Origin of the sequence: Hyalangium ruber (genome assembly GCF_034259325.1) — a bacterium.
In the GTDB taxonomy this organism is placed as follows: domain Bacteria; phylum Myxococcota; class Myxococcia; order Myxococcales; family Myxococcaceae; genus Hyalangium_A; species Hyalangium_A rubrum.
In genome coordinates, this window is the sequence record NZ_JAXIVS010000009.1 from 102,782 (window position 1) to 127,183 (window position 24,402).

Here is a 24,402-nt window from a genome sequence, read left to right on the forward strand (position 1 = left end):
GGTGGCGTGGCACCTCCACGCCCCAAAGCCACTCCTCGCATCACCGGTGAAACGGTCGCTCTCGAATTGGAGCGACCGCTCGCCGCGGGCTTATCGCCCACCCGCCCCTTCGCGGCGCACTTCCATGCGCCCGAGGGGATGGTCCTCCTGCGGGAGCCGCCGGACCTGATCGGCTTCTTCGCCGGCAGTCTCGGCTCGCTCTTCATGGAGGATGTGTTTGCCTACATCCTCTCTGGCATCCGCAGCGGACACCTGATCGTCCAGCACCAGACGCTGAGACGGGCGGTGACGTTCCGAGATGGACAGGTCATCTTCGCCACCTCCAGTGAGCGCTACGAGCGGCTGGGCGCGGTGCTCGTCAAGTTGGGCATCATCACCTCGGACCAGCTCACCCGCGCCGTGAGCCTGGTGACGCCCACGCGGCGCATCGGTCAGGTGCTCACCACCGAGGGCATGGTCTCCGAGGCCAACCTCTACAACGCGATGACGTACCTGGTGCGCGAGGTGGTGCTGAACCTCTTCGACATGGTGGAGGGCAGCTTCCTCTTCCAGGAGGCGCAGCCGCCGCTGGGCGATGTCGTCAAGCTGCCCGAGCGCACAAGGGACCTGGTCATCCAGGGCATCAAACGCGGCGAGGCGACGACCCGCCTGCGTCGGCAGTTCCCGGATGATGTGCGCGTGGGGCCCGGGCCGGATGGCCTGCCGCCGGGAGAAGAGGCGCTGCTGGCCCGGCTGCGGCAGGGGGTGACGGTCAAGGAGCTGCGCACCTCGTACGAGGGCAGCATGCACGCCTATCTCACCTGGGCGGAGGAGCGGGTGCGTGATGGCTCGCTCGTGCTGGAGCCCGCGGTGCCCGCCGCGCCGCCGCCCCGCTCCATGGGAGAGGTGCTGGGCTCGGAGATGCTCAGCCCCGAGGAGCGCTACAACCTGCTGCTCTCGCTGGTGTACCGCGCCGTCGAGGAGGAGGGCCGCGACGTGGGCATGCTGCGCGGCTTCCTCAAGGCACCGCCGCCCGGGCTCGAGGAGGCGTATGCCGGCGTGGAGCTCGATGTGGACGGGCGCGTGGATGTGAGCCGCATCCGCCACAACGTGTCCGGAGGCGACGAGGCGCTGGCGCGCGCGCTGACGATGGAGGCGCTCGATGCGTTCGTCTCCTACGCGCTCTTCTCCGCGCAGAACGTGCTGCCCAAGCACATCGCCGATCAGCTCTCCATCACCTATCGCGCCCTCCAGGAAGGATTGACGTGAGCAACCCCATCCCCGCCCGGGAGCGGCTCGCCCTCGCCGCGGATCTGCCGCTGGACCAGGGGCTCTCGCTGTACTCGCGCGTGGCCGAGCACGTGGCCTTCGCCAAGGTGGGCCTCTCGCTCTTCGTCGAGCATGGCCCGGCGGCGGTGAGCGCCTTCCAGAAGCTGGGCGCGCGGGTGTTCCTCGACTTGAAGCTGCACGACATCCCCAACACCGTGGAGCTGGCCGCCGCTCGCGCCGGAGCGCTCGGCGTGGCGCTGCTCACCGTGCATGCCGCCGGGGGCGAGGCCATGCTGAAGGCCGCGGTGCGCGGGGCGCGAGAGGGGGCTCGGACGCAGGGCCACGCTCCTCCCCGGGTGCTCGCGGTGACGGTGCTCACCTCGCTGTCCGCCGAGGACGTGGCGGCGGTGGGCTTCAGCGGAACGCCCGAGGGTGCGGCCCAGCGGCTGGCGCGGCTGGCGATCGACGCGGGAGTGGATGGGCTGGTGTGCTCGCCTCGGGAGGCCGAGGGACTGCGCCGCTTGCTTGGTTCCTCGCCCTTCCTCTGCACGCCCGGCATCCGTCCCGCGGGCGCGGAGAAGGGGGATCAGGCTCGCGCCGAGACGCCTGCCTTCGCGGTGCGGGCGGGAGCCGATCTGCTGGTGGTGGGCCGTCCGGTGCATGCCGCCGCGGATCCGGTGGCCGCTGCCCGCGCCATCGCCGAGGAAGTTTCCTCCGCCTGACAGCCGCCTTGCCCTGAGCGCGGACACCACTGGTCACGCGTGGGACGTGTGTCCACCTTCGGCTCTCTGGGTTTGGGGCGCGGGGGGCGGACATGCGGCGAATGCTGGGGTGGGGGCTGTTGGTGCTGTGCGCGGCTTGCGGGGCTTCGCGGCCCGCGGTGGTGAGGGCTCCAGCGGCGCAGGCGTCCGTCGAGGAGTCGAGTCCCACCTTCGAGGAGCCTCGCTCCACGGCGCGCCGCTATGTGGATGAAGACCTCGGCTTCGAGATCATCCGTCCTGGCGCGGAGTGGCAGCTCGCGGAGAAGGAGGAGCAGAACACTCCGGAGGGGCTCACCATCCCCGTCGTCCTCCGCCACCGGGCCACCCGCGCCGAGGTGGTGTTGCAGGTGGCTCCGGCCGTCGCCACGCCCATCCAGTTCGCCGAGCGGCTGAATCAGGGCCTGCGCGAGCAGCCGGGCTTCATTGCCTCGGAGCTCGAGCCCCTGGCCCTGTCCGACAGCGCCGTGGGCTTCAACTTCGAGGTGGGCGCCGACGTGCGGGGGCGGGTCGCGGTGACGGAGGGAAGCCCTGGCCGCGTCTTCATGATGCTCGCCACCTGGCCGTCGGATGCGCCCGCGGGTGTCTCCCAGAGTGTGGAGACCCTCTTCGGGGCCGTGCGCCCGCTGCCCGAGCGCGGGTTGTAGCCGCGGCCTCCTGAGCCGCGGCCCACCAGGCGGTCCTTGACCTCCACGAAGCGGAGGGTCGGGCCATCCATCACTGTTTCAGCCCCGAGCCGACTTGCCCTTGCCGGCCTTGGCGCCCTTGGCGGGCTTCACCGGCGCGGCGGTCTCGGGCTCGGGCTGGCTCTCCTGCGTGGCCGCGCGAGCGCGCACGTACTCGACCAGCGTGCGCACGCCCACGCCCGTGGCGCCCTTGTTGAAGTAGCCCCGCTCCTTGGGGCTCGTCGACGGGCCAGCGATGTCCAGGTGTACCCACGGCGTGTCGCCCACGAACTCCTTGAGGAAGAGCGCCGCGTTGATGGCGCCGCCCCAGCGCTCGCCGGCGTTCTTCATGTCCGCCACCTCCGAGCGCAGCGCGTCCTTCTGCAGATCCGTCACCGGCATCCGCCACATCTCCTCGCCCGCCGTGCGCGCCGCCTCCAGCACGCCCTGCACCGTGGTGTCGTGCTCGCCGAACGCCCCCACGATGTAGTTGCCCAGGGCCACCACGCACGCCCCCGTCAGCGTGGCCAGATCGATGACCGCCGCCGGCTTGTGCTCGCACGCCCAGGTGAGGATGTCGCCCAGCACCAGTCGCCCCTCGGCGTCCGTGTTGGTGATCTCCACCGTCTTGCCCGCGCGCGAGGTGAGGATGTCTCCCGGCCGGTAGGCCGTGCCCGAGGGCATGTTCTCGCACGCGCCGATGAAGGCATGCACCGGGAAGGGCGGTTTGATTTCACCAATCACCCGCATGGCCGCCATCACCGCCGCTGAGCCCGCCATGTCCGTCTTCATCTCGATCATCGAGTCGGCCGGCTTGAGCGACAGGCCGCCCGAGTCGAAGGTGATCGCCTTGCCCACCAGCGCCACCGGCGCGCGCTTCGCGTCCTTCGCGTTCTTGGGCACGTAGGCCAAGTGGATCAGCCGCGGCTCGTTGGCGCTGCCCTGGGCCACTCCCAGGAACATGCCCATGTTCAGCCGCTCGATCTCGCGGCGCCCGCCGATGGTGGCCTTGATGCCCGTCTCCTTCGCCACCTCCTGCGCGGCCTCGGCCAGCCGCTCCGGGTTCACCACGTTGGGCGGCTCATTGACGAGATCCCTCGCCCAGTTGGTGGCCTCGGCCACTCGCTGGCCCAGCTTCACCGCCGCCTCGAGCTCGCGGCTCTTGCTCGTGCCCTCGGGCAGCGCCAGCCGCACCGTGTTCAGCCGCGGCGCGTTCTTCTCTTCCTTGCCGGACGTCTTGTACCGGTCGAACCGGTAGGCGCCCAGCAGCAGCCCCTCGACGATGGCGCGCACGGTCGCCTCGGAGGCCTCCGTGGAGGGCAGGGTGAAGGTGAGCTCGGTCACCTTGAGCTTCTGCGCTGTCTTGGCCACGCGACCGGCGGCCTGCCGGAGCACCTCGGGGGTGAACCGGGCCCGGGCCCCCAGGCCGAGCAGCACCACGCGCGCGGTCTCGAGCTTCCCCAGCGTGTGCAGCACCAGCGTCTGATCCGCCTTGCCCTTGAAGCCCTCCTGCGAGGCGGCGGCGCGCAGCTGACCCTCCAGGGCCTTGTCGGCGGCGATCAGCGGAGCGGGAGCGCTGTCGCCGAGGTCTCCATCGAACAGGGGAATGACGAGCAAGGTGCCGCCGGCGCGCACCACGTCACCCGAGACGAAGCTGAAATTCATGGTGGAGAGAGGCTCCTGGGTAGGGAGAAAGGCGCGGAATCTAGCGCCCCCCCTGTTACGCGCAAGGCTTCGGTTGCACGTGGTCATTGCATTGACGCGTCGCGCTGGATAGCTGTTGTCCTGCATGCCCACGCTGCTGCTTCACCTGACAGCCATCGAGCGGCTCGCCACCCAACCGGGCAACCTGCCGGCGGACGTCGCTCGTGCCTTGTCCGAGGATCTGCCGTACGCGCGCTTTGGCGCGGCGCTGCCGGATCTGCCGCTGTGCGAAGGCGTTCGCGGCGGCCTCTCGGCGCTGCTGCCCGAGCGGGAGCTGCCGCTCTTCGCGCGCCTGTACCATGAGCGTGCCCCGGTGGGGTTGGGGCTGAAGATGGCGGAGCTGGTGGCCACCGGCGCCCTGGTGGGCACCGAGGCGGGATTGGCGCTGCTGGCCGGCTACTTCACGCACCTGTGCCTGGACCGACGGCTGCACCCGGAGGTGGATCGGCTGGTAGCGCGCCACCGGCGCCGGGCCGAGAGCGCGCTGGTGGCGCACCGGCAGATCGAATGGGCGCAGACGCTCTTCTACCTGCGCGAGCTGCACGGCATGGAGGTGCTGGGCACGCCGGAGCTGCGCGAGCGCTTCCAGGTCATCAAGAGCACGGGCTTTCCGTACCGGGGCATCGGCCGCGGCATCTACGAGCTGGTGCGGCTGGCCTCCCAGGAGCGAGTGGGGCAGGCCCCCACCAAGGCGCAGCTGGATGGGTGGGTGCGCGGCCTCTATATGACGGGGCTGCTGCTCTCGAGTCCGCTGGGGCGCACGCGGGCCCTGCCGGCCTATTCGCAGCTGAGCTTCCACGAGCTGTACCGCCAGGATGGCTTCGACTTCGCCGCCGAGGTGGACGGCGCGCTGGAGCAGGCGCGGGGCGTGCTGCGGCGACTGCTGGCATACATGGCGCGTGGCACCTTCACACCGCGTACGCGCTCACGTTTCCTGGAAGAGTTCCCCGAGGGCACCATCGGCGCCTGCGCGGCCTGAGGCGGCATTGGCGTCGCCCGCTTCCGAACGCTTGGATCGTCCTGAGGTCCCAGGGCTGAGTCACAGGACAGCAGCCATCCAGGCGAGCATCGGGGGTGGGTGGGAATGCCGCTATCCGATCCTGGGGAGCACTCCTATCCTCCCTGGGCAATGACGGTGCTTCTCCTCATCGCCGCGGGTGGACTGGCGGGCCTTGCCGGCGCGCTGCTCGGCATCGGCGGCGGTGTGGTGCTGGTGCCCGCGCTGGTGATCGGCCTGGGCATTCCCCTCGAAGATGCGGTGCCTGCGAGCCTGATGTGCGTGGTGGCCGGCTCGTGTGCGTCCGCTGCAAGCTATGTCGACAAGCGCCTGAGTGACATCCGCCTGGGGCTGACGCTGGAGCTGGCCACGGTGCTGGGCGCCATCGGCGGAGGGCTGGTGGCCGCCTACATCGCCCCGGCCATGGTGGCGGTGGTGTTCGGCCTGTTCACCTTCTATGTGGGGCTGCACAGCCTGCTGGCCCGCTCGCGGCGCCAGGAGCCAGTGGACGCCGCGTACACGCCGATGAACTACCCGCTGGGCGTGTCCGGCTCGTTCGTGGCGGGCGGGTTGTCGGCGCTGCTGGGCGTGGGCGGCGGCCCGCTGAAGGTGCCGCTGATGAACTCGGGGATGCGGGTGCCCTTCAAGGTGGCCACCGCCACGAGCAACCTGATGGTGGGCGTGACGGGGGCCGCCAGCGTGGCCTCCTATGCCTGGCGCGGGCACGTGAAGCTGGAGCTCGTCTCGCCGCTGGTGGTGGGGGTGCTCGGTGGCGCGTACCTGGGCACGCGGGTCATGCCGCGCGTGCCCACGGCGGTGCTCAAGAAGGTGTTCGCGATCGTGCTGCTGCTGGTGGCCGGACAGATGTTGTGGAAGGGAGGCGTGGGATTGTGGCCGAGCATGTGGAAGTAAGCGGCTCCGTGGCGCCGGTGACGCTGTCGGCGAAGTCGGTGACCGGAGTGAACGCGGTGGTGGTTCCGGAGTCGGCGCGCAACACCGTGTCTCCCCGCTCCACGACGATGCGGGTGGGGCGCGCGGCGGCCGGAGAGCGGTGGATCGCCCGGCTCCTCCGGGGTGGAGCGCTGATCAGCGGCGGGATGTTCCTCGCGTCGCTGGGGCTGGAGGCGCTGCCCCAGTCCCTGGACTCGCACGTGGCCATCGACACCCTGCGCAAGGGCGCCGCCTCGCTGCTGCTGGTGACGCCCGTGGCGCGCCTGGCCGTGGCGGGCACCATGCTGGGGCTGCGCGGCGAGTGGCGCTACACCCTCTACGCCGCGGGCGTGCTGGCGCTGCTGGCGCTCGCGGTGGGCGCCGGCCTCCAGGCCTGACTCACACGCCGCGCGCGGTGAAGTGCGCCAGCACGTTGCGCACCTTGGCCACTTCGTCCGCGCGGCCCTGCTCCTCGTAGAGCGGCAGCAGCGCTTCGAACTGGGAGCGCGCCGCCGGCCAGTCCTGCTGGTAGTAGCAGGCCAGGCCCAGGTCCCACCGGGCGCGGGCCTCGAAGACGTGCTCGTGCAGTTGCGTGTACAGCTCCACCGCCTGCAGCAGGTGGGGCCGCGCCGCCTCGTGGTTGCCCATGAGCCCCTCCGCCTCGCCCAACAGCAACTGGCAGAGCGCCAGCGGCTCCGGCTCCGGGTGCTCGGCCTTCTCCAGCAGCGTCAGCGCCTCCAGGAAGCGCTCGCGGGCGCGCTTGTAGTCAGCGGCCTCCATGCGGATGTCGCCGATGTCCATCAGCAGCGCGGCCACCCGCTCCGTGTTGCGCGTCTGCCGGAAGAGGATCAGCGCCTCCTGGTACTTCTCCTCGGCGCCGTCCGTGTGGCCCAACGCGCGCAGGGACTCGCCGATGCAGGCGCGGCAGAGCGCCTCGCCCTCGCGGTCCTTCACCTCGTTGTAGAGGGCGGCCGCCTGCGCCATGCGCTCGATGGAGCCCTTGTGGTCCTCGAACTGGGCGCGCGCCACGCCCAGCCCGTAGAGCGCCTGCGCCTGGCCGGCCTTGTTGTTCGCCGACTGGAAGTGGCCCAGCGCCTCTTCGTAGCTCTGCCGGCTGGCGGCGTGGTCCTCGAGCAGCCCGTGCAGCTCGGCGAGCTGGATCAGCCCCTGGCCGATCTCCACCGGGCTGGCGGTGAAACGCATGGCGGCCAGCGCGTCGCGCTGCTTCTGGAGGGCGGATTGGAGGTGGGCGCGTTCAGTGTCCGTCAGGCTCATCGGGGGTATTTCTCACGAAAGAGGGCGACGAGGCGTCAGCTCTCGCCCCCCTTGTTGCGGCGCCGGGCCTGCTTGTCCAGCAGTTCCTGTCGGGCGTCCCGGTCGGCGGCGGACCGCTCGCCCTTGCCGGCCTCGTGGACCAGCAGCGGCGAGAAGAAGCAGTCCTTCTTGGTGTACTCATCGAAGGCGAAGGCGAAGCGGTAGCTGGCCGCCGCGCGCTGGTTGCAGTCGGTGCGCTCGCAGAAGCGGCACGTGATTCCGGTGGACACCGCGTCCTTGCGCAAGTCGTTGGTGGGCAGCCCATAGGCCAGGTACTTCGCGTTCTCCGCGTGCGTGCCCAGGCCGATGGAGTAGGCGGTGCCCTTGACGATGGAGCCCTCGATGGGTTGCAGCTGCACCTTGGCGAAGCAGAAGTAGGTGGTGCCGTCCGGCATCATCGAATACTGCCGGGTGAGCTGGCCCGGGTTGAGGAAGGCCAGGTGTACGGCCCACTTGCCGCACGAGCCGCCGCCCGAGGCGAACTTCAGGCCCGTGCCGCTGTAGCGCTTGGAGATGTTGCCGGCGATGTCCGCGCGCAGGAAGTGGAAGGGCAGCCCCTGGCGCTTGGGATCCGAGAGGTTGCACAGCCGGTGGGCCACCGTCTCGTACGTGCTGCCGAAGATGCTGGAGAGCAGCTCCACGTCGTAGCGCGTGCGCTCCACCTCCTTGAAGAAGTCCCCGTAGGGCAGCATCAGCGCGCCAGCGAAGTAGTTGGACAGGTTCACCTTGATGAGGCGCAGCGTCTCCGCGTGGCGCGTGCGGCCGCCGCCGACGATGCGCTCCACCAGCCGCTCCCGGTCCATCAGCAGCAGCCCCAGCGAGGTGGCCACCTGGAACTTCAGCGGCTGCTCGGTCAGGTCCGGAGACAGCGTGAGGATCTGCTCCTCCCGGTCCAGCCGCCGCACCACCGACGAGCCGCTGGCGGCCCGTTCGAACTGCACCCGGTAGCCGAAGCGCTCTTCCATGAGCCGGATGAGCTGCGAGCTGGTGAGCAGGCGCTCGAGCTTGAAGTCCCGGCGCAGCGCCTCCGCGTGCTCCTCCAGCTCCGGGAAGTAGTTGCGGTGCGACTCCAGGAAGTCGCTCACCTCGTCGAAGGGCGAGTAGTCCAGGCGCACGCCCTGGTCGTTGCCGTGGCCATTGCCGCCGCTGCTGCCCTGGGCGCGCGCGCGCTCCTCGGCGGACAGCTGCGCCAGCACGTTCTCCAGCTGCGTGCGCGTGTTCTTGTAGAGGTTGAAGAGCGCGGCCACCGTGCCGGCCAGCTTCGGCTCCGCCGACAGGCTCTGGATGGACTCCGAGTCGATGTCCAGGCTCTTGAGCAGCGGCTCGTCCAGCAGCTTCGCCAGCGCCTCGTCCACCCGGCCCTCGCCCAGGGTGGACATGAACTGCTCCGGGTCCTGATCGAAGTAGCGCAGCGCCTTCCACAGCAGCGGGAAGGGCATCACCCGCTTGCCCTTCTCGATGAGGTTCAGGTACGCCGGGGACACCCCCAGGTCCTTCGCCGCATCCGTCTGCTTGATGTTGCGCGCGAGCCGCAGGCCCCGAAGCTTCAGGCCCACGTTCGCGTTGAGTGCGTTTTCGTTCATTACTTTGTCCCACACGGTGGTGCGCGCAGGCCCGCGCCCGACCTTGTCGGGTTCACTTTGCAAATCGATTTACCGATTTGCAATCAACGTTTTGGGAGCGCTGTCACCCTGTTGGAGTGGCAACGAAGAGGCCCCCCCGGCCTACTCCCCGAACGTTGAGTGGCCCGGGAAGCGCTAATATTTACAGTCGGTTACAGCGGGTGAACGGATGTGTGTCCCGCCGATCTCCCCCACCGCTGTCAACGTTTTACTGACACGGTGCGCCATGAAAAAGGGAGCGGGCTCGGATGGCGCTCGCATCGCCGGGGGCTTTGGGCCAGCCTCCGGGCCTCGAACTCTCTGCCCTGGAGTGAAGCCTTGGCTGAACTTCGCCCGTTTCGTGGCGTACGCCCTCCGAAGGACTCGGTGCTGCAGATCGCGGCGCCTCCCTATGACGTGGTGAACGCCGAGGAGGCGCGCGCCTACGCGAAGGGCAACACGCGCAGCTTCTTCCGCGTGTCTCGGCCCGAGATCGACCTGCCCGCCGGCACGGACGAGCATGCGGACGAGGTGTACGACAAGGGCCGGGAGAACCTGGCGCTCTTCCAGCGCGAGGGTTGGTTGCGGCAGGACGGGGAGCCGAGCTTCTACCTCTACCGGCAGCGGATGGGCGCGCACGTGCAGACGGGCGTGGTGGCCGCCGCGAGCGTGGAGGAGTACGACGCGGGGCGCATCAAGAAGCACGAGCTGACGCGCGCCGACAAGGAGGACGACCGGACGCGGCACGTGGACGTGCTCGGCGGCAATGACGAGCCGGTGTTCCTGACCTACCGCGCCTCGCCAGCCATCAGCGCGCTGGTGGAGGAGGGGACGCGCGGCGCGCCCGAGTACGACTTCACCACCGAGGACGGCATCGGCCACACCTTCTGGGTGGTGCGTGGCGAGCTCAACGCCCGGCTGGAGGAGGCGTTTCGCGCGGTGCCGGCGCTGTACATCGCCGACGGGCACCACCGCTCGGCGGCGGCCTCTCGCGTCCACGCGCTGCGCCGCCAGCGAGGGGAGAGCGGCGGTCACGCGCGCTTCCTCGCGGTGGTCTTCCCGCACGATCAGATGCAGATCCTCGACTACAACCGGGTGGTGAAGGATCTGAACGGGCTGAGCTCGGAGGAGCTGCTGCGCCGGCTGGGTGAGCGCTTCGAGGTGAAGAAGGGCGCGCAGAAGAAGCCCTCGCAGGCGCACCACTTCGGCATGTACCTGGGCGGAGCGTGGTACCAGCTCACGGCGAAGCCCGGCACGTTCGAGCCGACGCCCACGGGTGTGCTGGACGTGACGATCCTCCAACGCAACGTGCTCGAGCCGCTGCTCGGCATCGGCGATCCGCGTAAGGACGCGCGCATCCACTTCGTGGGCGGCATCCGCGGCATGGAGGAGCTGGAACGACTGGTGGACGGCGGGGCCTACAAGGTGGCCTTCTCCATGTTCCCGACGAGCCTGGATCAGCTCATGGCCATCTCGGACGCGGGGGAGATCATGCCGCCCAAGTCCACCTGGTTCGAGCCGAAGCTGCGCAGCGGCCTGGTGCTGCACCTGTTCTAGAGCGCCGCGCATGTCCGGAGTCCTGCGTCTGTGCCTCGTGGCCCTGGCGGTGGGGATGTGTTCCTGCCGCCCGGAGGTGCTGCGCGCGCCCCGGCCCTCGGTGGATCCGGCGGCGCTGCGCTACAACGTCACCTACGTCCGCGAGCCCGAGCACGCCCTCGACGTGGAGGTGGTGCTCGTCAGGGGCACGCCCCGCGACTTCTTCTTCACCCGCTCCGGCGGAGTGGAGACCGTCTGGGCCTACAGCGAGACGGGCGAGGAGCATGAGCTGACGGTGGACCGGGACGGGGTGCGGTTGCCGAAGGACACGCGCTTCCTGCGCTACCGCTTCCCGATGGACGCGCTCATCCGTCGGCGCGGGCCGGACTTCTTCGCGGGAATGCCCCAGGAGGACGCGCGCCTCATCGCGGGGCGCTCCTGGCTGATCCGCCCTCGGGTGGCTCCTCCGGACCTGCTCGTGGAGCTCACCGTGACAGGAGTGAACGCGCTGCTGCCCTGGCAGCGCGGCCCCGGAGGGGTGTACCGCCTGAGCGCCGAGGACCTTGTGGACTCGGGCTTCCACGGCTTTGGCGGCCGCCGCTGTGAGGTGCGGCTGCGGGACGCGGTGCTGCAGGTGGCCATCCTCGGGCACATGACGCACCTCAAGGACAAGGAGCTCTGCGAGTGGCTGCGGCGCACCGCCGAAGAGGTGCGCACGGTGCGGCGCGCCTTTCCGCACCCGCGCATCACCGTGCTCGTCTACCCGGTGCCGAACCGAAAGACGGCGGACGTGTTCGGCATGGTGATGTGGAGCTCGCCTCCCAGCATCGCGCTGCTGGTGGGCCAGGACGCCGAGCCCTCGGACCTCGTCCAGGACTGGGTCGCCCTCCATGAGATGCTGCACCTGACCCACCCGGCCATCCTCCCGCGCGCGCCGTGGATCTCCGAGGGGCTGGCCACCTACTTCACCGAGGTGGCGAAGTCGCGCTCGGGGCGCCAGTCGCCGGAGCAGAGCTGGCAGGAGCTGATCACCGGCTTCGAGCGCGGCAGGAGGCAGGCCGGCGGGCGGACGATGGAGGAGATGCTCGAGGAGAACGCCCCGCCGGGCATCTACTGGGTGGGGGCCTACTTCGCCTTGCTTCTCGATGTGGAGCTGCGCCGGCACACGGGCAACCAGCGCCAGTTGGATGATGTGCTGGAGTTGTTGGCCACACAGGGACCCACGTCCACGGTGAGTGCGTATGGCGCGGCCGTGGACGCGGTGGCCGGGCGCCCACTCTTCAATTCTCTGCTGTCAGAGAAACTACGTCTTCCTGCTTTTTCCGGCCTCGAACGTCTGCTAGAAGAGTTGGGCGTGACGACCACTCCGGGCGGCGTCAAGCTTCAACTTGCCCGGGACAGCTTGCTGCGTGAAGCTTTGGACGGACAGCGCGCCAGCAGCGCCCAATAGCGGACGCCGGGGGAATCGCCGGCGTGTAACCGGAAGGGCTGCCTCCGCGTAGAACATGCATCCATCTCTCCATTGGCTTCGTAAAGAGGTTCACATGTTCGCCCGTCGCGCTGTCTTGATGGCTGCCTTGCTCCTGGCCCTGTCCGTGAGCGCCCAGCAGCCGCCGCCCGCAGCAGCCGCCCAGACGTTCACCTTCAATGATCCGGGCAGCCGCGACACCGTCGCGCTGATGCTGGACGCGCCGCTGGAGGTCATCAACGGGCTGTCCAACGCGCTCAAGGGCACGGTGGTGGTGCAGGGCACCAAGGCGACCGGGCGGCTCACCGTGCCGGTGAACACCCTCAAGACGGGCAACGAGACGCGGGATGGCCACCTGCAGAACGACCGGTGGCTGGACGCGGCGAAGCACCCGGACATCATCTTCGAGTTCAAGGACATCGCGCTGCCCGCCGCGCTCGAGCCGGGCAAGCCGTTGAAGCTGCAGACCAAGGGCAAGTTCACCATCCGCGGCGTGACGCGGGAGGAGCCCGTGGAGGTCACCGCCATGCTCTTCAAGGAGAGCGCCGAGACCAAGAATCGCGCGACGGGTGATCTGCTGCGGCTGCGTGCCAAGTTCCGCATCCCGCTGGAGGCCTACGGCATCAAGCGGACGGAGGCGTTGCTGCTCAAGGTAGGTGAAGTCGCCGAGGTCACGGTCGACGCCTGGGGCTCGACGCAGTTCAAGCTGTAGTAACACATGCAGTACTCCCCCCAATGCAGTCCTGAAAGGAAGCATCCATGAACGTCAAGGCTCTGGCCGCTATCGTTGGTACCCTGTCCCTCGGCGCGCTGGCCACCGGCTGCGCGTCCAACAAGGCCGCCACCACGGACGCCGAGAAGGGCGCCCAGGCTTCTTGTGGCGCCAAGGAGGGCGCTGCCACCGACGCCAAGGGCGCCGAGGGCTCCTGTGGCGCGAAGCCCGCCGCCACCCCCGAGAAGGGTGAGCAGGGCTCGTGCGGTGAGGGTTCCTGTGGCGGCAAGAAGTAGTCTTCTGCCGTAGCGAATTCGGGCGGTGGGAAGGGAACTTCCCGCCGCCCGTGTTGTTTTCACCCAAGGAGTTCCCGGTGTCCGAGAGCTACGCGCAGAGACATGGGTTGAAGCCGCTCGGAGCCGGCATCGGACTGCGGCGCGAGTTCTATGATTCGCTGCCGCTCACCGAGCGGACGCTCGACTGGTTGGAGATCGTCCCGGAGAACTTCCTGAGCATGGGCGGTCGCGCCCAGCGCACCCTGGACGTCTGCGCCGAGCGCTGGACGCTGTTGCCGCACGGCGTGGGGCTCAACATCGGCGGACCGGATCCGGTGGATGAGGACTACCTCACCCGGCTTGCGGCGCTGGTGAAGCGGCTGAAGGCGCCCTTCTTCTCGGATCACCTGTGCTACTCGCGGCTCGGCGGGGTGTACCTGCACGACCTGCTGCCGCTGCCCTTCAACGACGAGGCGGTGGAGCACGTGGTGCCCCGCGTGCGCGAGGTGATGGCGCGGGTAGGTCGGCCCTTCCTGCTGGAGAACCCCAGCTATTACGCGCGCATGCCAGGGGGCACGCTGGCCGAGGCGGACTTCCTGCGCCACGTGGCCGAGCAGGCCGACTGTGGCCTGCTGCTGGACGTGAACAACGTCTACGTCAACGCGCAGAACCACGCGTATGACCCGCGGGCCTTCATCGACGCGCTGCCGCTGGAGCGGGTGGTGCAGATCCACCTGGCCGGGCACCACCGCCGGCCGGACGTCATCATCGACACGCACGGCGCCGCCGTCTGCGACGAGGTGTGGGAGCTCTACCGCTACGTGCTGAAGCGCACCGGGCCGGTGTCCACGCTGATCGAATGGGACCAGGACATTCCCTCCCTGGAGGCCGTGCTGGAGCAGGCGGACACAGCGCGCGGGGCCCTGGGCGAGGTGGCGCCATGAAGCCCGGACTGCGGCACTTCTTCGACACGATGGACGGCTACCTCGCGGCGCCCGGAGGGCTGGAGCGGCTGCGCGCGGCGCACCCGGGCTGGGACGCGAAGGACTCGCGGGTGGCGCTCTATGAGGAGTTCGTTCGCCACCATGTCAGCGCGACGGTGGAGAAGCTCTACCCGCTGACGCTCGCGTGCCTGGGGCCGGAGCGCTGGGCGGAGCTCGTGCGGGCGTATGACGCCACGCGGCCAGCGCGGCACTTCGAGGTGAACCGGCTGGGCGAGGGCTTCCCCGCCTTCGTCGCGGACGTGGCGGCGGCCCGGGGGCTGCCGGAGTTCGTCCCCGCGCTGGTGCGCTTCGAGTGGGCCGACTGGGCGGTGTACGCCTCGGAGGAGCAGGTGCCGGAGCGGGTGGAGCGGCTCACGGTGAACCCGACGCTCACGGTGTTGCAGCACCCGTTCCGCCTCGCGCCCTACATCCACGCGAAGGCGACAGGCCCGGCCCCGGCGCCGGGGGATGAGATGTTGCTGCTGTGGCGCCACCCCCAGCATCACCGCACGTGGTTCCTGGCGGCGCACGAGCAGGCCCTGCTGGTGCTCAAGATGGCGCTGGAGGGGCTGTCCGCGCAGGACGTGGCGGCGGCGACGGGTGTGGCGGAGGACCACGTGCGGCGGGCCGTGGAGGAGTGTACCCGCGACGGTCTGGTCCTCGCGCCCTGAGTCAGCGGACGGCTTCGGCCGTTACGCCTCAGTCGTCCGATTGGCACACGCGGCCGCCCGGGGCTTCCTCGCAGACGAGGGAGTCCGGGCACTGCGAGTCGGAGGTGCAGCGGTAGGTGCAGGCCCCCTCGATGCACAGCCCATTGGGGAGGCCCCGCTCGCGGCAGCTCGCGTCGCCGGTGCAGGCCGCCCCCACCTGGCGGTAGGCGCCGCAGCCCGAGAACTGGGCCGCATCGGGCAGGCAGCGGTCGCCCTGACACGTGAAACCCCGCGCGCAATCCTCGCTGTCGGTACAACGCTCCACGCAGGCCGAGCTCCCCTCGGGCAACGACTGACAGCTCGCGCCGGAGCGGCACTGCCAGTTCCCGGCGCACGGCGCGCATAGCGGCCCCGAGCCCTCGCAGCGGAAGCCTCGGCAGCTGAGGCCGGAGCCGCAATGCGCGTCCTCGAGGCACTCGACGCACCGGCCATCCTGCGCGCACTGCAGCGCTTCCTCGCACCCCGTCTCCATGCAGCCGTGGTGGCCGTTGCCGCCATCCGGCTTGGGGAGGTTCACCTTCACCTCCTTGGTCTCGCCGGCGCTCACGCACGTCTCGGAGGAGACGTCCGGGAAGCCGGGGAGGGTGATGCTCAGCATGAAGCAGCCATCGGGCAGGGGGCCCACGCTCACGCGCCCCTGCTCATCCATGTCCAGCTCCTGAAGGGGCGTGCCCAGCACGGACAGCTTCGCCGCGCCCACGAGCTGCTTGTCCGGGGACTTTACCCGCACCTCCAGGAAGCTGGCCGCCTGGGGCTGCAGCTCGCCCAGCGAGAGGGACTGTCCGCTCGGGACGGTGAGGGGGACGCGCAGGGCGCGTTGCGCCGAGGCGACGATGAACAGCTCGGTCCTGCCCGCGGGGATGTTCTCCAGGGTGAACTGGCCATCCGGTGCCACGCTGCTGCGCAGCTCTGGGGCTCCCACCACGGACACGAGCGCCATGGCCGAGTCACTCTCGGTGAGCCGGCCATGCACCGAGCCCACGAGGAAGGGCGCGTTGTCCAGCCCGCCACACCCGCTCGCGATCAGGGCGAGCAGGGCGACCATAGAGATGTGCAGTGTGTGGCGCATCAGAAGCGATACCCCATTCCGGCCCAGCCGCTGGTGAAGCCCACCGCCTGTCCCTGCCCATCCACGACCACGTACGTGAGCATGAGCTGCATCTGCGAGGTGAGCTCCAGCCGTTCACCCAGGCGCCACACCACGCCGCCCACCACGCCGGGACTCAGGGTGAAGTACTGCTGCCCGCCCACGAAGGCCTCCACATCAAAGGACCGCCTCAGGTACAGAGCGGCCACACGGGGCCCGGCGTAGAGGGACAGCCGCTCCCAGCGCCACAGGTAGGGCATCCCCACACCCAGGGAGAGGCGGGTGTAGCCGAAGGGCACCGAGGTGCCCGGCACGAGCTGGAGGTTGCGCCGTCCCATGCTCCCGCTCAGGTCCAGCAGCAGGCTGAAGTCCTGCAGCGGCCGGTCCTCCAGCCGCAGCGCCACCGCCACCTCCGGGGAGGCCGGCAGCAGCTCCTTGCGGCTGCTGGCGTCCACGAACGAGAACATGCCGCCCAGCAGCGACAGGGAGCGGCTCGGGAAGGTCTCCGCCAGCAGCCGCTCCAGAGGCAGCCGATCGCCCTGGGCCACCTCCACCTCGCGGCGCACCAGCACCGAGTCTCCCTTGGTCAGCTCCACGGTGCGGCGCCCAGCGGGCACGGCCGCGCCTCCGGGCAGCTCCGTGCGCGGCTCTCCATCCACCTTGAGGGTGAAGCCGTCCAGGCGCGGGTTGTAGGAGAACAGCTCGGGCCGGCCCACGCGGTTGATGCTGCCGGAGAGCACCACGGGGTCCGCGCCCACCTCCAGAATCTCCGCGGAGGGGCGCTGCCGGCCCTCGGTGAAGGCGAAGGTGCGGCGGCGCGCATGGTCATGCGCCTCGGTGGCGGTGACGGCGCCGTCCGCGTTCCGGTCCGCCGCGCCGTTGAGTCCCTCGATGAGGAAGTGGGTATAGATGTCGTTGCGCAGCCCCTCGTCCTCGCGCGCCGTCTCGCCCCAGTCGCACGCGGCGAACACCATGGAGGCACGGCTCGACTCCTCCAGGGGGCGCGCGTAGAAGCCGGACTTGATGCCCGTCAGCTCGGCCTCGAGTTCCTTGGGGAGCAGCGACTTGCCGCTGCCGCTGTGACAGGTGGCCAGCACCAGCAGCCGGCGCCGGCTGGGCAGTTGGTCGAACTCGGCCTTGAGTTCGTCCATGCCAAGTGCCGTCTGCGGGATGTCGCGGTAGGCGGCGTCCCGGGTGACGAGGTAGCGCTTGAGCTCGCCCCGGCCATCTCGGGCCAGCGTGCCGTGCGCGGAGAAGTACACCACCACCACGTCATCCGGCCGGGTGGCCTCTCGCCGCAGCTCGCGCAGCGCCGCGAGGATCGCCGTGCGCGTCGTCTCCTCCGGGCGGGAGAGCAGGCGCACCTGATCGAAGCGCCCCCGCGCCGGGTCCTTCAGGGCGGCGGCGAGGTCGGTCGCGTCCTTCCCCGAGTAGCGCAGGTTGCGCCACTGCGGATCCTGGAACTGGGAGATGCCCACGAGCAGCGCGAGGCGCCGGGGGGCATAGGCGTTGGACAGGGCCGTCTCGTCGAGCTTGAGCGGCACCAGCCCGCCCTTCTCCTGGGAGGCGGGGCCCGCACAGGCCACGAGGGTGCCCAGCAGCATGAGGACGAGGCGCTTCACGGGTCAGCGCGGATTGTGACCGGTCTGAACGAAGACGTCGAACTGCGCGATGGCGAGCGGATTCTGGCCCTGGGCTGTTCCGTTCCCCAGCGCCGCCCGGACCTGCTCCTCCGACAGTTCCACACCGGGCGCGGAGGCCACCAGCCACAGCGTCATCGCGCCGGACTCCCCAGTGAGGCTCACGCCCGCGAGCCCCTGGGGGCCTTGGAGATCATGCGTCCCGGCCTGCAGGGAGAAGGCGCCGAGCAGCTCGGGCGTGCCCCCTTCCTGCTGCTGGAAGAGCAGGGCGCTGCCCGCCTCGGTGGCGTGGTAGCGCAGCAGCAGCACCTCGTCCGGCAGCACCGAGGCGCCAAAGTCCAGGCGGCGGAGCTCTCCCTGGGCGCTTCGAGCCACCACGGCCAGCTCCAGCGCGATGCGGTTCGAGCCCTTCACCCCATCCCACGCAGCCTCCCTTGGTGGAGAGGCGATCAGGCGGGGGACGAAGACGACCGCCAGCAGGCATGCGGCCAGCGCCGCGGCGGCTCCAGCCCAGCGCCCCGTACGGGAGGGCGCGCGCAGGTGGCGTCGCAGCCGCATCCAACCCACTTCATTCCGAGGGGCCTCCGGACGCGGGGCCAACCCGAGCAGGAGCGCGTCCACCTGGCCATCGAGCCCGTCCGTGTCGGCGCTCTGGGCGAGGAACTCCTCGCAGGTGTCGCACGGGGCGGCGAGGTGCTCGCGGAAGTAGGCCACCGCCTCGGGTTCCCGGGCGGAGAGGGCGCGCATCGCGTTGGCATCGAGGTGCTTCATGGCCTTACTCCCAGCGTCCGGCGAGGACACGCCGGAGCAGCTCCCGCTTGATGCGTGCCCGGAACCGCTCGAGCCGCATGGTCACCGCGCTCTTGCCCACACCGAGCTTCTCGGCGATCTCGCGCGCGGACAGCTCTCCCTCCAGGTAGAAGAGCTGCACGGTCTTCTTCTCCTCGCCCTCGGGCAGCTCGGCGATGAGTTGACGCACCACGGCGATGTCCCGCTCCACCTGGAGCGCCTCGGGCAGCGGAGGCACGGCCTCGGGCTCGGGGTCCGCCGCTTCGTCCTCCATGCGCCGCAGGTGGCTCTTGCGCTCCAAGCGGGTGCGGGCCCGGTTGCGGGCGATGGACAGCAGCCAGGCCTCGAAGGCTCCGGGCTCCTTGAGGCGGGGCAGGGCCTTGAATGCCCGGACGTATGTCTCCTGGATCACGTCTTCCACCTCGTCGGCGTCCAGCGTGGCGAATCCGGCGGTGAGACGGGCCACGAGGGGCCGGGTGCGCCGATACAGCTCTCCATAGGCGGACTCCTCCCCACGCGCGGCCCGCCGCACCCACTGCGCCAGTTCCTCCGAGGAACCCACCTGTCCTCCTGACCTCCGTACCTGCCTGCCGGCCACACGCTACCTGCTGGACACCGTCTTCGCTTCCTACTGGCCCTTGGAAGCATGTGGGAGAGAATGGCGGCGCCGTTCACTTCCTAAAGGACACAGCCATGCGCGTCATCAACTTCAATGCCGGTCCCGCGGGTCTCCCCCAGCCCGCGTTGGAGCGGGCCCGGGAGGAGCTGCTCGACTTCCAGGGCACGGGAATGTCCATCATGGAGCACAGCCACCGGGGCAAGGACTACGAGGCCGTCCACGACGAGGCCATCTCCCTGCTTACCGGGCTGCTAGGCATCCCGGCCACGCACCAGGTGCTGTTCCTGCAGGGCGGGGCCTCGCAGCAGTTCGCCCAGATTCCGATGAACTTCCTCACCCCGGAGAAGAGCGCGGACTTCCTGATGACGGGGGTGTGGAGCGAGAAGGCGCTGGACGAGGCGAAGTACTACGGCAAGCCGCGCATCGCGGCGACGACGGTGATGGCGGACAAGCGCTACACGCGGGTGCCGAAGCAGGCCGAGCTGCAGCTGGATCCGAAGGCGGCCTACGTCCACATGACGACCAACAACACCATCTACGGGACGCAGTGGCACACGTTCCCGGAGGTGGGAGGCGTGCCGCTGGTCGCGGACATGAGCTCGGACATCCTGTGGAAGCCGATCGACGTGAGCCGGTTCGCGTTCATCTACGCGGGGGCGCAGAAGAACATCGGGCCCTCGGGGATTGTCCTGGTGGTGGTGGACAAGGAGTTCATGGCGAAGGGGAGCCAGAACATCCCGAAGATCTTCCGCTACAGCACGTACGCGGAGAACAACTCGCTGTACAACACGCCGCCGACGTTCTCGATCTACCTGTGCCGCAACGTGCTGGCGTGGATCAAGAGCGTGGGAGGGCTGACGCAGCTGGAGAAGTGGAACCGGGAGAAGGGCGAGACGTTGTACGCGGCGATCGATCGGCACCCGGACTTCTATCGGGCGCCGGTGGAGAAGGAGTCGCGCTCGTACATGAACGTGGTGTTCCGGCTGCCGAGCGAGGCGTTGGAGGACACGTTCGTGGCGGAGGCGAAGAAGGCGGGGATGGTGGGGCTCAAGGGGCACCGCAGCGCGGGAGGCATCCGCGTCTCGCTCTACAACGCGGTGTCGGTGGAGAACGTGAAGACGCTGGTGTCCTTCATGGACCAGTTCGTCAAGACTCGCGGTTAAGCCAGGCCTGCACGCCTGACCCATAGGGAGGAATCCATGAAAGTGACACTATCTGCCCTCGTGCTGTCCCTCACCCTCGCGCTGCCGGCCTTGGCCAAGGAGAAGGAAGTCGCGGGAGTGAAGTTCCCCGAGACCATCTCGGTCGAGGGCAAGGAGCTGAAGCTCAATGGTGCCGGCCTACGCACCAAGGCCATCTTCAAGGTCTACACCGCAGGGCTCTATGTGGAGACGACCAGCAAGGACTCCCAGCAGCTCATCAGCTCGGACCAGGTCAAGCGCGTGCGCATGACGATGCTGCGCGACCTCGAGAAGTCGAAGATCACCGACGCCATCAGCGATGGCATCGAAAAGAACAACAAGGCGCAGATGGCGGCGTTGAAGCAGCGACTGGACACCTTCAACGCGGCCATCCCGGACCTGAAGAAGGGTGATGAGCTGCTGCTCACCTACGTACCGGGCCAGGGCACCACGGTGGAGAGCAAGGCGGGCCAGAAGATCTCCGTGGAGGGCAAGGACTTCGCGGACGCGCTCTTCGGGGTGTGGCTGGGCAAGAACCCCGTGGACGGCGACCTCAAGGACGGGATGCTCGGCAAGGAAGACTGAGTCACGCTGCGCGAAGCCCTGCCTGGAAGCGAACGGGCAGGGCTTCTCCAGTTGGAGCGCATCCAACCCATTAGGGAACTGACTCGAAGCATCATGGCAGAGGACCTGAGTCGGTCTGAGCCACTCGTTGAACTTCACTGCTGAGCCAAGCTCGATAAGGCTGGAGGCCTGTGAAAGCAGGTTCCTTGCCCAGGCTTCTGCTTGAGATTCCCACGAGTGAGAGGCCCTGCGTGCTTTGTCGAAAGCAAGGACCGCCGCTGTCTCCCGTATAGGCGTGTCGCTGAGGCTGGTGAAACAGGAATCGATCTTCCCCTGCCGCTGGAAGTCGAGTCACCGGGTACTCCTTGATCCGGCGATCGCCACCCAGTGTTCCCAGATCCAAGTCGTAACCGTAGCTGACCATGAGGATGGACTCGCCGGCCTCTATCCCTGTCTCTGCAAGAGTGACGGGGATGAGTTCCCCTCTGACGGGGAACTCAAGACGGACGAAAGCCAGGTCGGCCTTGGTGGAGACGACGTTACCTTGGGCGTCGAGCAGGAGTTTGAAGTCGGGATGGGGCTGAATCCTCCCATTGTAAGTTCTACGGGAGAGGTTCAGCTCGGCTTCCGGAGTGGGCGGCTCGTAGATGACCGTGCTCACGGAAGCGCTGGGGACGCAGGATGAGCCGTCGATCAAGGTCGTATTACCTTGCCCAGATTCATGAATCTCCTGGCTCTTGCAGACACAATGGCCAGCGGTCAACACCAGTCGAGGAGCAACGAGGACACCACTGCACTGCGTGCCGCTTCCGCGCCCATTCGGAACTTGGGTGATGACGGAGACCGTCGACTGGAAGCGGTTCTCGATGTCGATCTCACCTGCGAGCAGGGCGAGTCCTCCGGCGGGGCGCCGCAGCCCCTGTGCTTCCGCGGACGAACTGGCCCTACCGTCACCTGGTGAACTGGATTCTGGGAGAGGAGGGGCCGGTTTGGGCTCGTCTCCTCGCTTTGTGCAACTCCCGCTCAGGAGTAGCAGTGCCCACAGTGAGCATGCAGCCAGGGGGGATGTCCGGAGGAAAAGCATCCGTCAGGCACGATATGCGTTCTCCCTCCCCTGAGCCTCAGAAGAGGCTGAGCTGGGCAGAGGGCCGTGTCGGCCGCCGGAAGGTGCTCGGCTCGGCCTCGGTCACCGAGGACATGCGCATGCCCACCTTGCGCGCCGCTGTGTCGAAGAGGCGGTGGATGGTCTCCGCGTAAATCCCCTCACCCCGCATGCGGTGCTTGAACCGCGCGTCGGAGAGTTCCCCGCCACGCGTCTCACGGATTCGATGCAGCACCCGCTCCGCACGCAGGGGCAGCTTCGCCCGCAGCCGCTCCTCGAATACCTCCTTTACCGGGCCGGGTAGGCGCAGCAGAGTGTAGTGCGTTCGGGTAGCTCCCGCCTCCCGCGCCGAGGCCAGCACCTTGGCGATGTCCTCGTCATTGAGTCCTGGGATGATGGGCGCTACTGACACCGCCACGGAGATGCCCGCTGCCGCCAGCCGCTCGATGGTGAGCAGGCGCCGCTTCGGCGTGGCCACATAGGGCTCCATTGCTCGTGCCAGCTCCGGGTTGTGGAAGGGCAGGCTGATGCTCACCCAGAGCCGAGCCTCGCGCGCCAGCGTCTGCAGCACATCGATGTCCCGCTCGATTAACGGTGCCTTGGTGATGATGCCCACCGGGTTGCGGTACTCGGCGCAAACCTCCAGGCACCGGCGAGTGAGCTTCAGTGAGGCCTCCAACGGCTGAAAGCAGTCGGTGACGCCACTGAAGACCAGCGTTTCCCCCTGCCAGCGCGGGCGTTCGAAGGCTTCGCGCAAGAGTTCCGGGGCGTGGGGCTTCACCACGATGCGCGTCTCGAAGTCCGTGCCCGCCCCCAGGCTCAGGTACTCGTGGGTGGGGCGCGCGTAGCAGTACGCGCAGGCATGCATGCAGCCTCGGTACGGGTTGATGCTCCAGGAGAAGCACACGTCCGGGCTGCTGTTGCGCGCCAGCACCTCGCGGCTGTGGTCCTCCAGCACCTCCAGCCGAGAGGGTGGAACCTCGTCGAGGTACTCCACCTCGGTGCTCGCCCAGGGGTTGGGAGGATTGGAGACGGGACGCGGCTTCACCGGCTCAAGGTGAACCTGAAAGCACGTTCAGTCAAGCGCCGGCCAAGGTCCCGGAACCACGAAGGCCGGTAGCCCCAAGTTTCCCCACGAACTACCGGCCTTTGCGACGGAGAGGCGGACGGGATGCGAACCAGTGCTTGGGAAGCGCACCACTTTCGGAAGCGGGCACTCCACGACGCGCTCAGCCCGTCGTGATGTCGTCCTGGGAGCGCTGACGACGCGGAGGAGAGGCGCAGCCTTCCAGGCCCACCAACTGCTCTCCGACCTCCGTAAGCACCTTGCCGATCTCAGCTGCAGCCTCCTTGGCTCCGTAGGACCCGAGCCGATCCAGATGAGCCCGAAGATCGGCCTCCAGTTCTTCAGCCGTCTGGTAGCGCTCGGTAGGGTTGCGCTGGAGCAACTTACGGAGCGGCGCTCTCAAGGGTTCGGAGAGCTTCGCCACCAGTCGCTCCAGATCCTTCGGGGTGTACGTCGCAGCACGGACGATGAGATCCTCCACGGCTGCGTCATCAAGCCCCGTCTCCTTCGCGTCGAGGATTGCCTGCTCGACCCTGGCGCGCTCGGTTGCGGAAAGCATCTCCTCCGTCTCTTCCGGCAGCCCCTCAGGCGGATCCAATGGGTGAGAACCCGTCGCGACCTCATAGAGAGCGAGTCCAAGCTGGAAGAGATCCGAACGAGCATCAACAGGCTTGCCGAGCAGCGCTTCTGGCGAAGAGTAGTAGGCATTGCCGTGTGGGCGCTGAACGGTCGAAGCGATCCGTCCGGGCAGCTTCGAGAGTGCCAAGCCAAAGTCCGTGAGCTTCACCTGCCCTTCCCAGGTGACCCAGATCCGCTCCAGGTCCACGGCACGATGAACGATGCCCAGCGGCTTCCCGTGCTCGTCTGTGCGCGTGTGGGCATAGAGAAGCGCTCCCGCGACTTCAGCACCCAAGTACAGAACGAAGGCGTCCGAGAATTTCGTGATGTGCTCGGGCACGACGTTTGACAGAGTGTTGAGCGAGTTACCATCGACGCATTCGGCGATGAGGTAGAGCGCGCCCTCCATCCGCTTGATGCCGTGGACACGAGCAATCCCGGGATGCCGCAAATACGTGGCGAGCCTGACCTCCTCTTCGAGCCGAGTCCGCGTCTTCTCCGCGTCGAGCGCTGGCCGGTCTGGAAGGCCGACGCACTTGAGGATCACATCCGCGCCGGGTCCCTCAACCGTTCTCTTGCGCGCGAGCAACACGGTCTCGCCGTGGTTGCTCCCCTCCAACGTCATCACGAACTCGTAGGCAGCTTGTCCAGCGGAGAAGAGGATCTGTCCCTTCTTCACCGGAAACCTCTTTGGTGTGCTCATGTCGTGTCTCTCCGTCGCGCTCGCGGCAGTAGGGAACGCCGCGAGAGACAAGAGCAGAGCCTACCCAGCACATGAGGCCGAAGTGAACGACATGGCAGGTTGGAAGGCAGTCGCTCAGTGAGATCTGAAAAG

General features: G+C 68.5%; 24 protein-coding genes. 14 read left to right on the plus strand and 10 right to left on the minus strand.

Annotated features, from left to right (window positions below; genetic code table 11):
- The first annotated feature begins 6 nt into the window (after positions 1–6).
- The 3 genes from SYV04_RS25285 (at position 7) to SYV04_RS25295 (ending at position 2,653) form a co-directional block, all read left to right on the plus strand.
- Complete coding sequence (locus SYV04_RS25285; RefSeq protein WP_321548454.1) at positions 7–1,248, plus strand: DUF4388 domain-containing protein; 1,242 nt, start codon at positions 7–9, stop codon at positions 1,246–1,248.
- Positions 1,245–1,970: an orotidine-5'-phosphate decarboxylase gene (pyrF, locus tag SYV04_RS25290; RefSeq protein WP_321548455.1), complete on the plus strand. Its 726-nt coding sequence runs from the start codon at positions 1,245–1,247 to the stop codon at positions 1,968–1,970. The genes SYV04_RS25285 and pyrF overlap by 4 nt, the downstream gene beginning before the upstream one ends.
- A gap of 92 nt (positions 1,971–2,062) precedes the next feature.
- Positions 2,063–2,653 (plus strand): hypothetical protein, encoded by a 591-nt coding sequence (locus SYV04_RS25295; protein ID WP_321548456.1) that lies wholly within the window; start codon positions 2,063–2,065, stop codon positions 2,651–2,653.
- Between the two features lie 78 nt (positions 2,654–2,731).
- On the opposite strand, the gene SYV04_RS25300 is transcribed toward SYV04_RS25295, so the two are convergent.
- Positions 2,732–4,336, minus strand: a complete 1,605-nt coding sequence (locus SYV04_RS25300) for a leucyl aminopeptidase (RefSeq protein WP_321548457.1) — start codon at positions 4,334–4,336, stop codon at positions 2,732–2,734.
- Positions 4,337–4,460: 124 nt separating this feature from the next.
- Between SYV04_RS25300 and SYV04_RS25305 the strand changes: the two genes are divergently transcribed.
- The 3 genes from SYV04_RS25305 (at position 4,461) to SYV04_RS25315 (ending at position 6,700) form a co-directional block, all read left to right on the plus strand.
- The gene (locus SYV04_RS25305; RefSeq protein WP_321548458.1) at positions 4,461–5,354 is read left to right on the plus strand and encodes a hypothetical protein; all 894 of its coding nucleotides are present in this window, start codon (positions 4,461–4,463) and stop codon (positions 5,352–5,354) included.
- A 150-nt stretch (positions 5,355–5,504) separates the two neighbouring features.
- Positions 5,505–6,284 carry a sulfite exporter TauE/SafE family protein gene (locus tag SYV04_RS25310; protein WP_321548459.1) on the plus strand — a complete coding sequence of 260 codons (780 nt, stop codon included), beginning with the start codon at positions 5,505–5,507 and terminating at the stop codon, positions 6,282–6,284.
- Positions 6,285–6,343: 59 nt separating this feature from the next.
- Positions 6,344–6,700, plus strand: a complete 357-nt coding sequence (locus SYV04_RS25315) for a hypothetical protein (RefSeq protein WP_321548713.1) — start codon at positions 6,344–6,346, stop codon at positions 6,698–6,700.
- A gap of 1 nt (position 6,701) precedes the next feature.
- On the opposite strand, the gene SYV04_RS25320 is transcribed toward SYV04_RS25315, so the two are convergent.
- Positions 6,702–7,577 (minus strand): tetratricopeptide repeat protein, encoded by an 876-nt coding sequence (locus tag SYV04_RS25320; protein WP_321548460.1) that lies wholly within the window; start codon positions 7,575–7,577, stop codon positions 6,702–6,704.
- 35 nt (positions 7,578–7,612) lie between these two features.
- Positions 7,613–9,199, minus strand: coding sequence for a helix-turn-helix domain-containing protein (locus SYV04_RS25325; protein WP_321548461.1), 1,587 nt, complete (start codon positions 9,197–9,199; stop codon positions 7,613–7,615).
- Between the two features lie 357 nt (positions 9,200–9,556).
- Between SYV04_RS25325 and SYV04_RS25330 the strand changes: the two genes are divergently transcribed.
- From SYV04_RS25330 to SYV04_RS25355, 6 genes are all read left to right on the plus strand, one after another.
- On the plus strand, positions 9,557–10,774 hold the full coding sequence (locus SYV04_RS25330; protein WP_321548462.1) for a DUF1015 domain-containing protein: 1,218 nt from the start codon (positions 9,557–9,559) through the stop codon (positions 10,772–10,774).
- Positions 10,775–10,784: 10 nt separating this feature from the next.
- Positions 10,785–12,203 (plus strand): M61 metallopeptidase family protein, encoded by a 1,419-nt coding sequence (locus SYV04_RS25335; protein ID WP_321548463.1) that lies wholly within the window; start codon positions 10,785–10,787, stop codon positions 12,201–12,203.
- Between the two features lie 94 nt (positions 12,204–12,297).
- Positions 12,298–12,933: a YceI family protein gene (locus tag SYV04_RS25340; RefSeq protein ID WP_321548464.1), complete on the plus strand. Its 636-nt coding sequence runs from the start codon at positions 12,298–12,300 to the stop codon at positions 12,931–12,933.
- 47 nt (positions 12,934–12,980) lie between these two features.
- Entirely contained in the window at positions 12,981–13,229 is a 249-nt protein-coding gene (locus SYV04_RS25345) for a hypothetical protein (RefSeq protein ID WP_321548465.1), read from the plus strand.
- A gap of 77 nt (positions 13,230–13,306) precedes the next feature.
- Positions 13,307–14,152: an MNIO family bufferin maturase gene (bufB, locus tag SYV04_RS25350; protein WP_321548466.1), complete on the plus strand. Its 846-nt coding sequence runs from the start codon at positions 13,307–13,309 to the stop codon at positions 14,150–14,152.
- Positions 14,149–14,862, plus strand: coding sequence for an HvfC/BufC N-terminal domain-containing protein (locus SYV04_RS25355; protein WP_321548467.1), 714 nt, complete (start codon positions 14,149–14,151; stop codon positions 14,860–14,862). Before bufB ends, SYV04_RS25355 begins: the two co-directional genes overlap by 4 nt.
- 28 nt (positions 14,863–14,890) lie before the next feature.
- Here SYV04_RS25355 and SYV04_RS25360 read toward each other — a convergent pair whose 3' ends face one another.
- The 4 genes from SYV04_RS25360 to SYV04_RS25375 are packed head-to-tail and all read right to left on the minus strand — an operon-like array spanning position 14,891 to position 18,979.
- Positions 14,891–15,970 carry a carboxypeptidase regulatory-like domain-containing protein gene (locus tag SYV04_RS25360; protein WP_321548468.1) on the minus strand — a complete coding sequence of 360 codons (1,080 nt, stop codon included), beginning with the start codon at positions 15,968–15,970 and terminating at the stop codon, positions 14,891–14,893.
- A complete protein-coding gene (locus tag SYV04_RS25365; RefSeq protein ID WP_422723977.1) occupies positions 15,970–17,592 on the minus strand; it encodes a caspase family protein in 1,623 nt (540 codons plus the stop codon). Before SYV04_RS25365 ends, SYV04_RS25360 begins: the two co-directional genes overlap by 1 nt.
- A 21-nt stretch (positions 17,593–17,613) precedes the next feature.
- Positions 17,614–18,399 (minus strand): hypothetical protein, encoded by a 786-nt coding sequence (locus tag SYV04_RS25370; RefSeq protein WP_321548470.1) that lies wholly within the window; start codon positions 18,397–18,399, stop codon positions 17,614–17,616.
- A gap of 4 nt (positions 18,400–18,403) precedes the next feature.
- Complete coding sequence (locus tag SYV04_RS25375; RefSeq protein WP_321548471.1) at positions 18,404–18,979, minus strand: RNA polymerase sigma factor; 576 nt, start codon at positions 18,977–18,979, stop codon at positions 18,404–18,406.
- 131 nt (positions 18,980–19,110) lie between these two features.
- On the opposite strand from SYV04_RS25375, the gene serC reads away from it, so the two are divergent.
- Together serC and SYV04_RS25385 are read left to right on the plus strand one after the other, a co-directional pair.
- A complete protein-coding gene (serC, locus tag SYV04_RS25380) occupies positions 19,111–20,199 on the plus strand; it encodes a 3-phosphoserine/phosphohydroxythreonine transaminase (protein ID WP_321548472.1) in 1,089 nt (362 codons plus the stop codon).
- 36 nt (positions 20,200–20,235) lie between these two features.
- On the plus strand, positions 20,236–20,802 hold the full coding sequence (locus SYV04_RS25385; protein WP_321548473.1) for a chalcone isomerase family protein: 567 nt from the start codon (positions 20,236–20,238) through the stop codon (positions 20,800–20,802).
- Positions 20,803–20,893: 91 nt separating this feature from the next.
- Here SYV04_RS25385 and SYV04_RS43790 read toward each other — a convergent pair whose 3' ends face one another.
- The 3 genes from SYV04_RS43790 to SYV04_RS25395 all read right to left on the minus strand — a co-directional run bounded on the left by SYV04_RS43790 (position 20,894) and on the right by SYV04_RS25395 (position 24,270).
- On the minus strand, positions 20,894–21,865 hold the full coding sequence (locus SYV04_RS43790; protein ID WP_422723971.1) for a trypsin-like serine peptidase: 972 nt from the start codon (positions 21,863–21,865) through the stop codon (positions 20,894–20,896).
- Between the two features lie 37 nt (positions 21,866–21,902).
- Positions 21,903–22,931, minus strand: a complete 1,029-nt coding sequence (locus SYV04_RS25390; RefSeq protein ID WP_321548474.1) for a PA0069 family radical SAM protein — start codon at positions 22,929–22,931, stop codon at positions 21,903–21,905.
- A gap of 181 nt (positions 22,932–23,112) precedes the next feature.
- Positions 23,113–24,270, minus strand: a complete 1,158-nt coding sequence (locus tag SYV04_RS25395; RefSeq protein ID WP_321548475.1) for a serine/threonine protein kinase — start codon at positions 24,268–24,270, stop codon at positions 23,113–23,115.
- Positions 24,271–24,402: the final 132 nt, after the last annotated feature.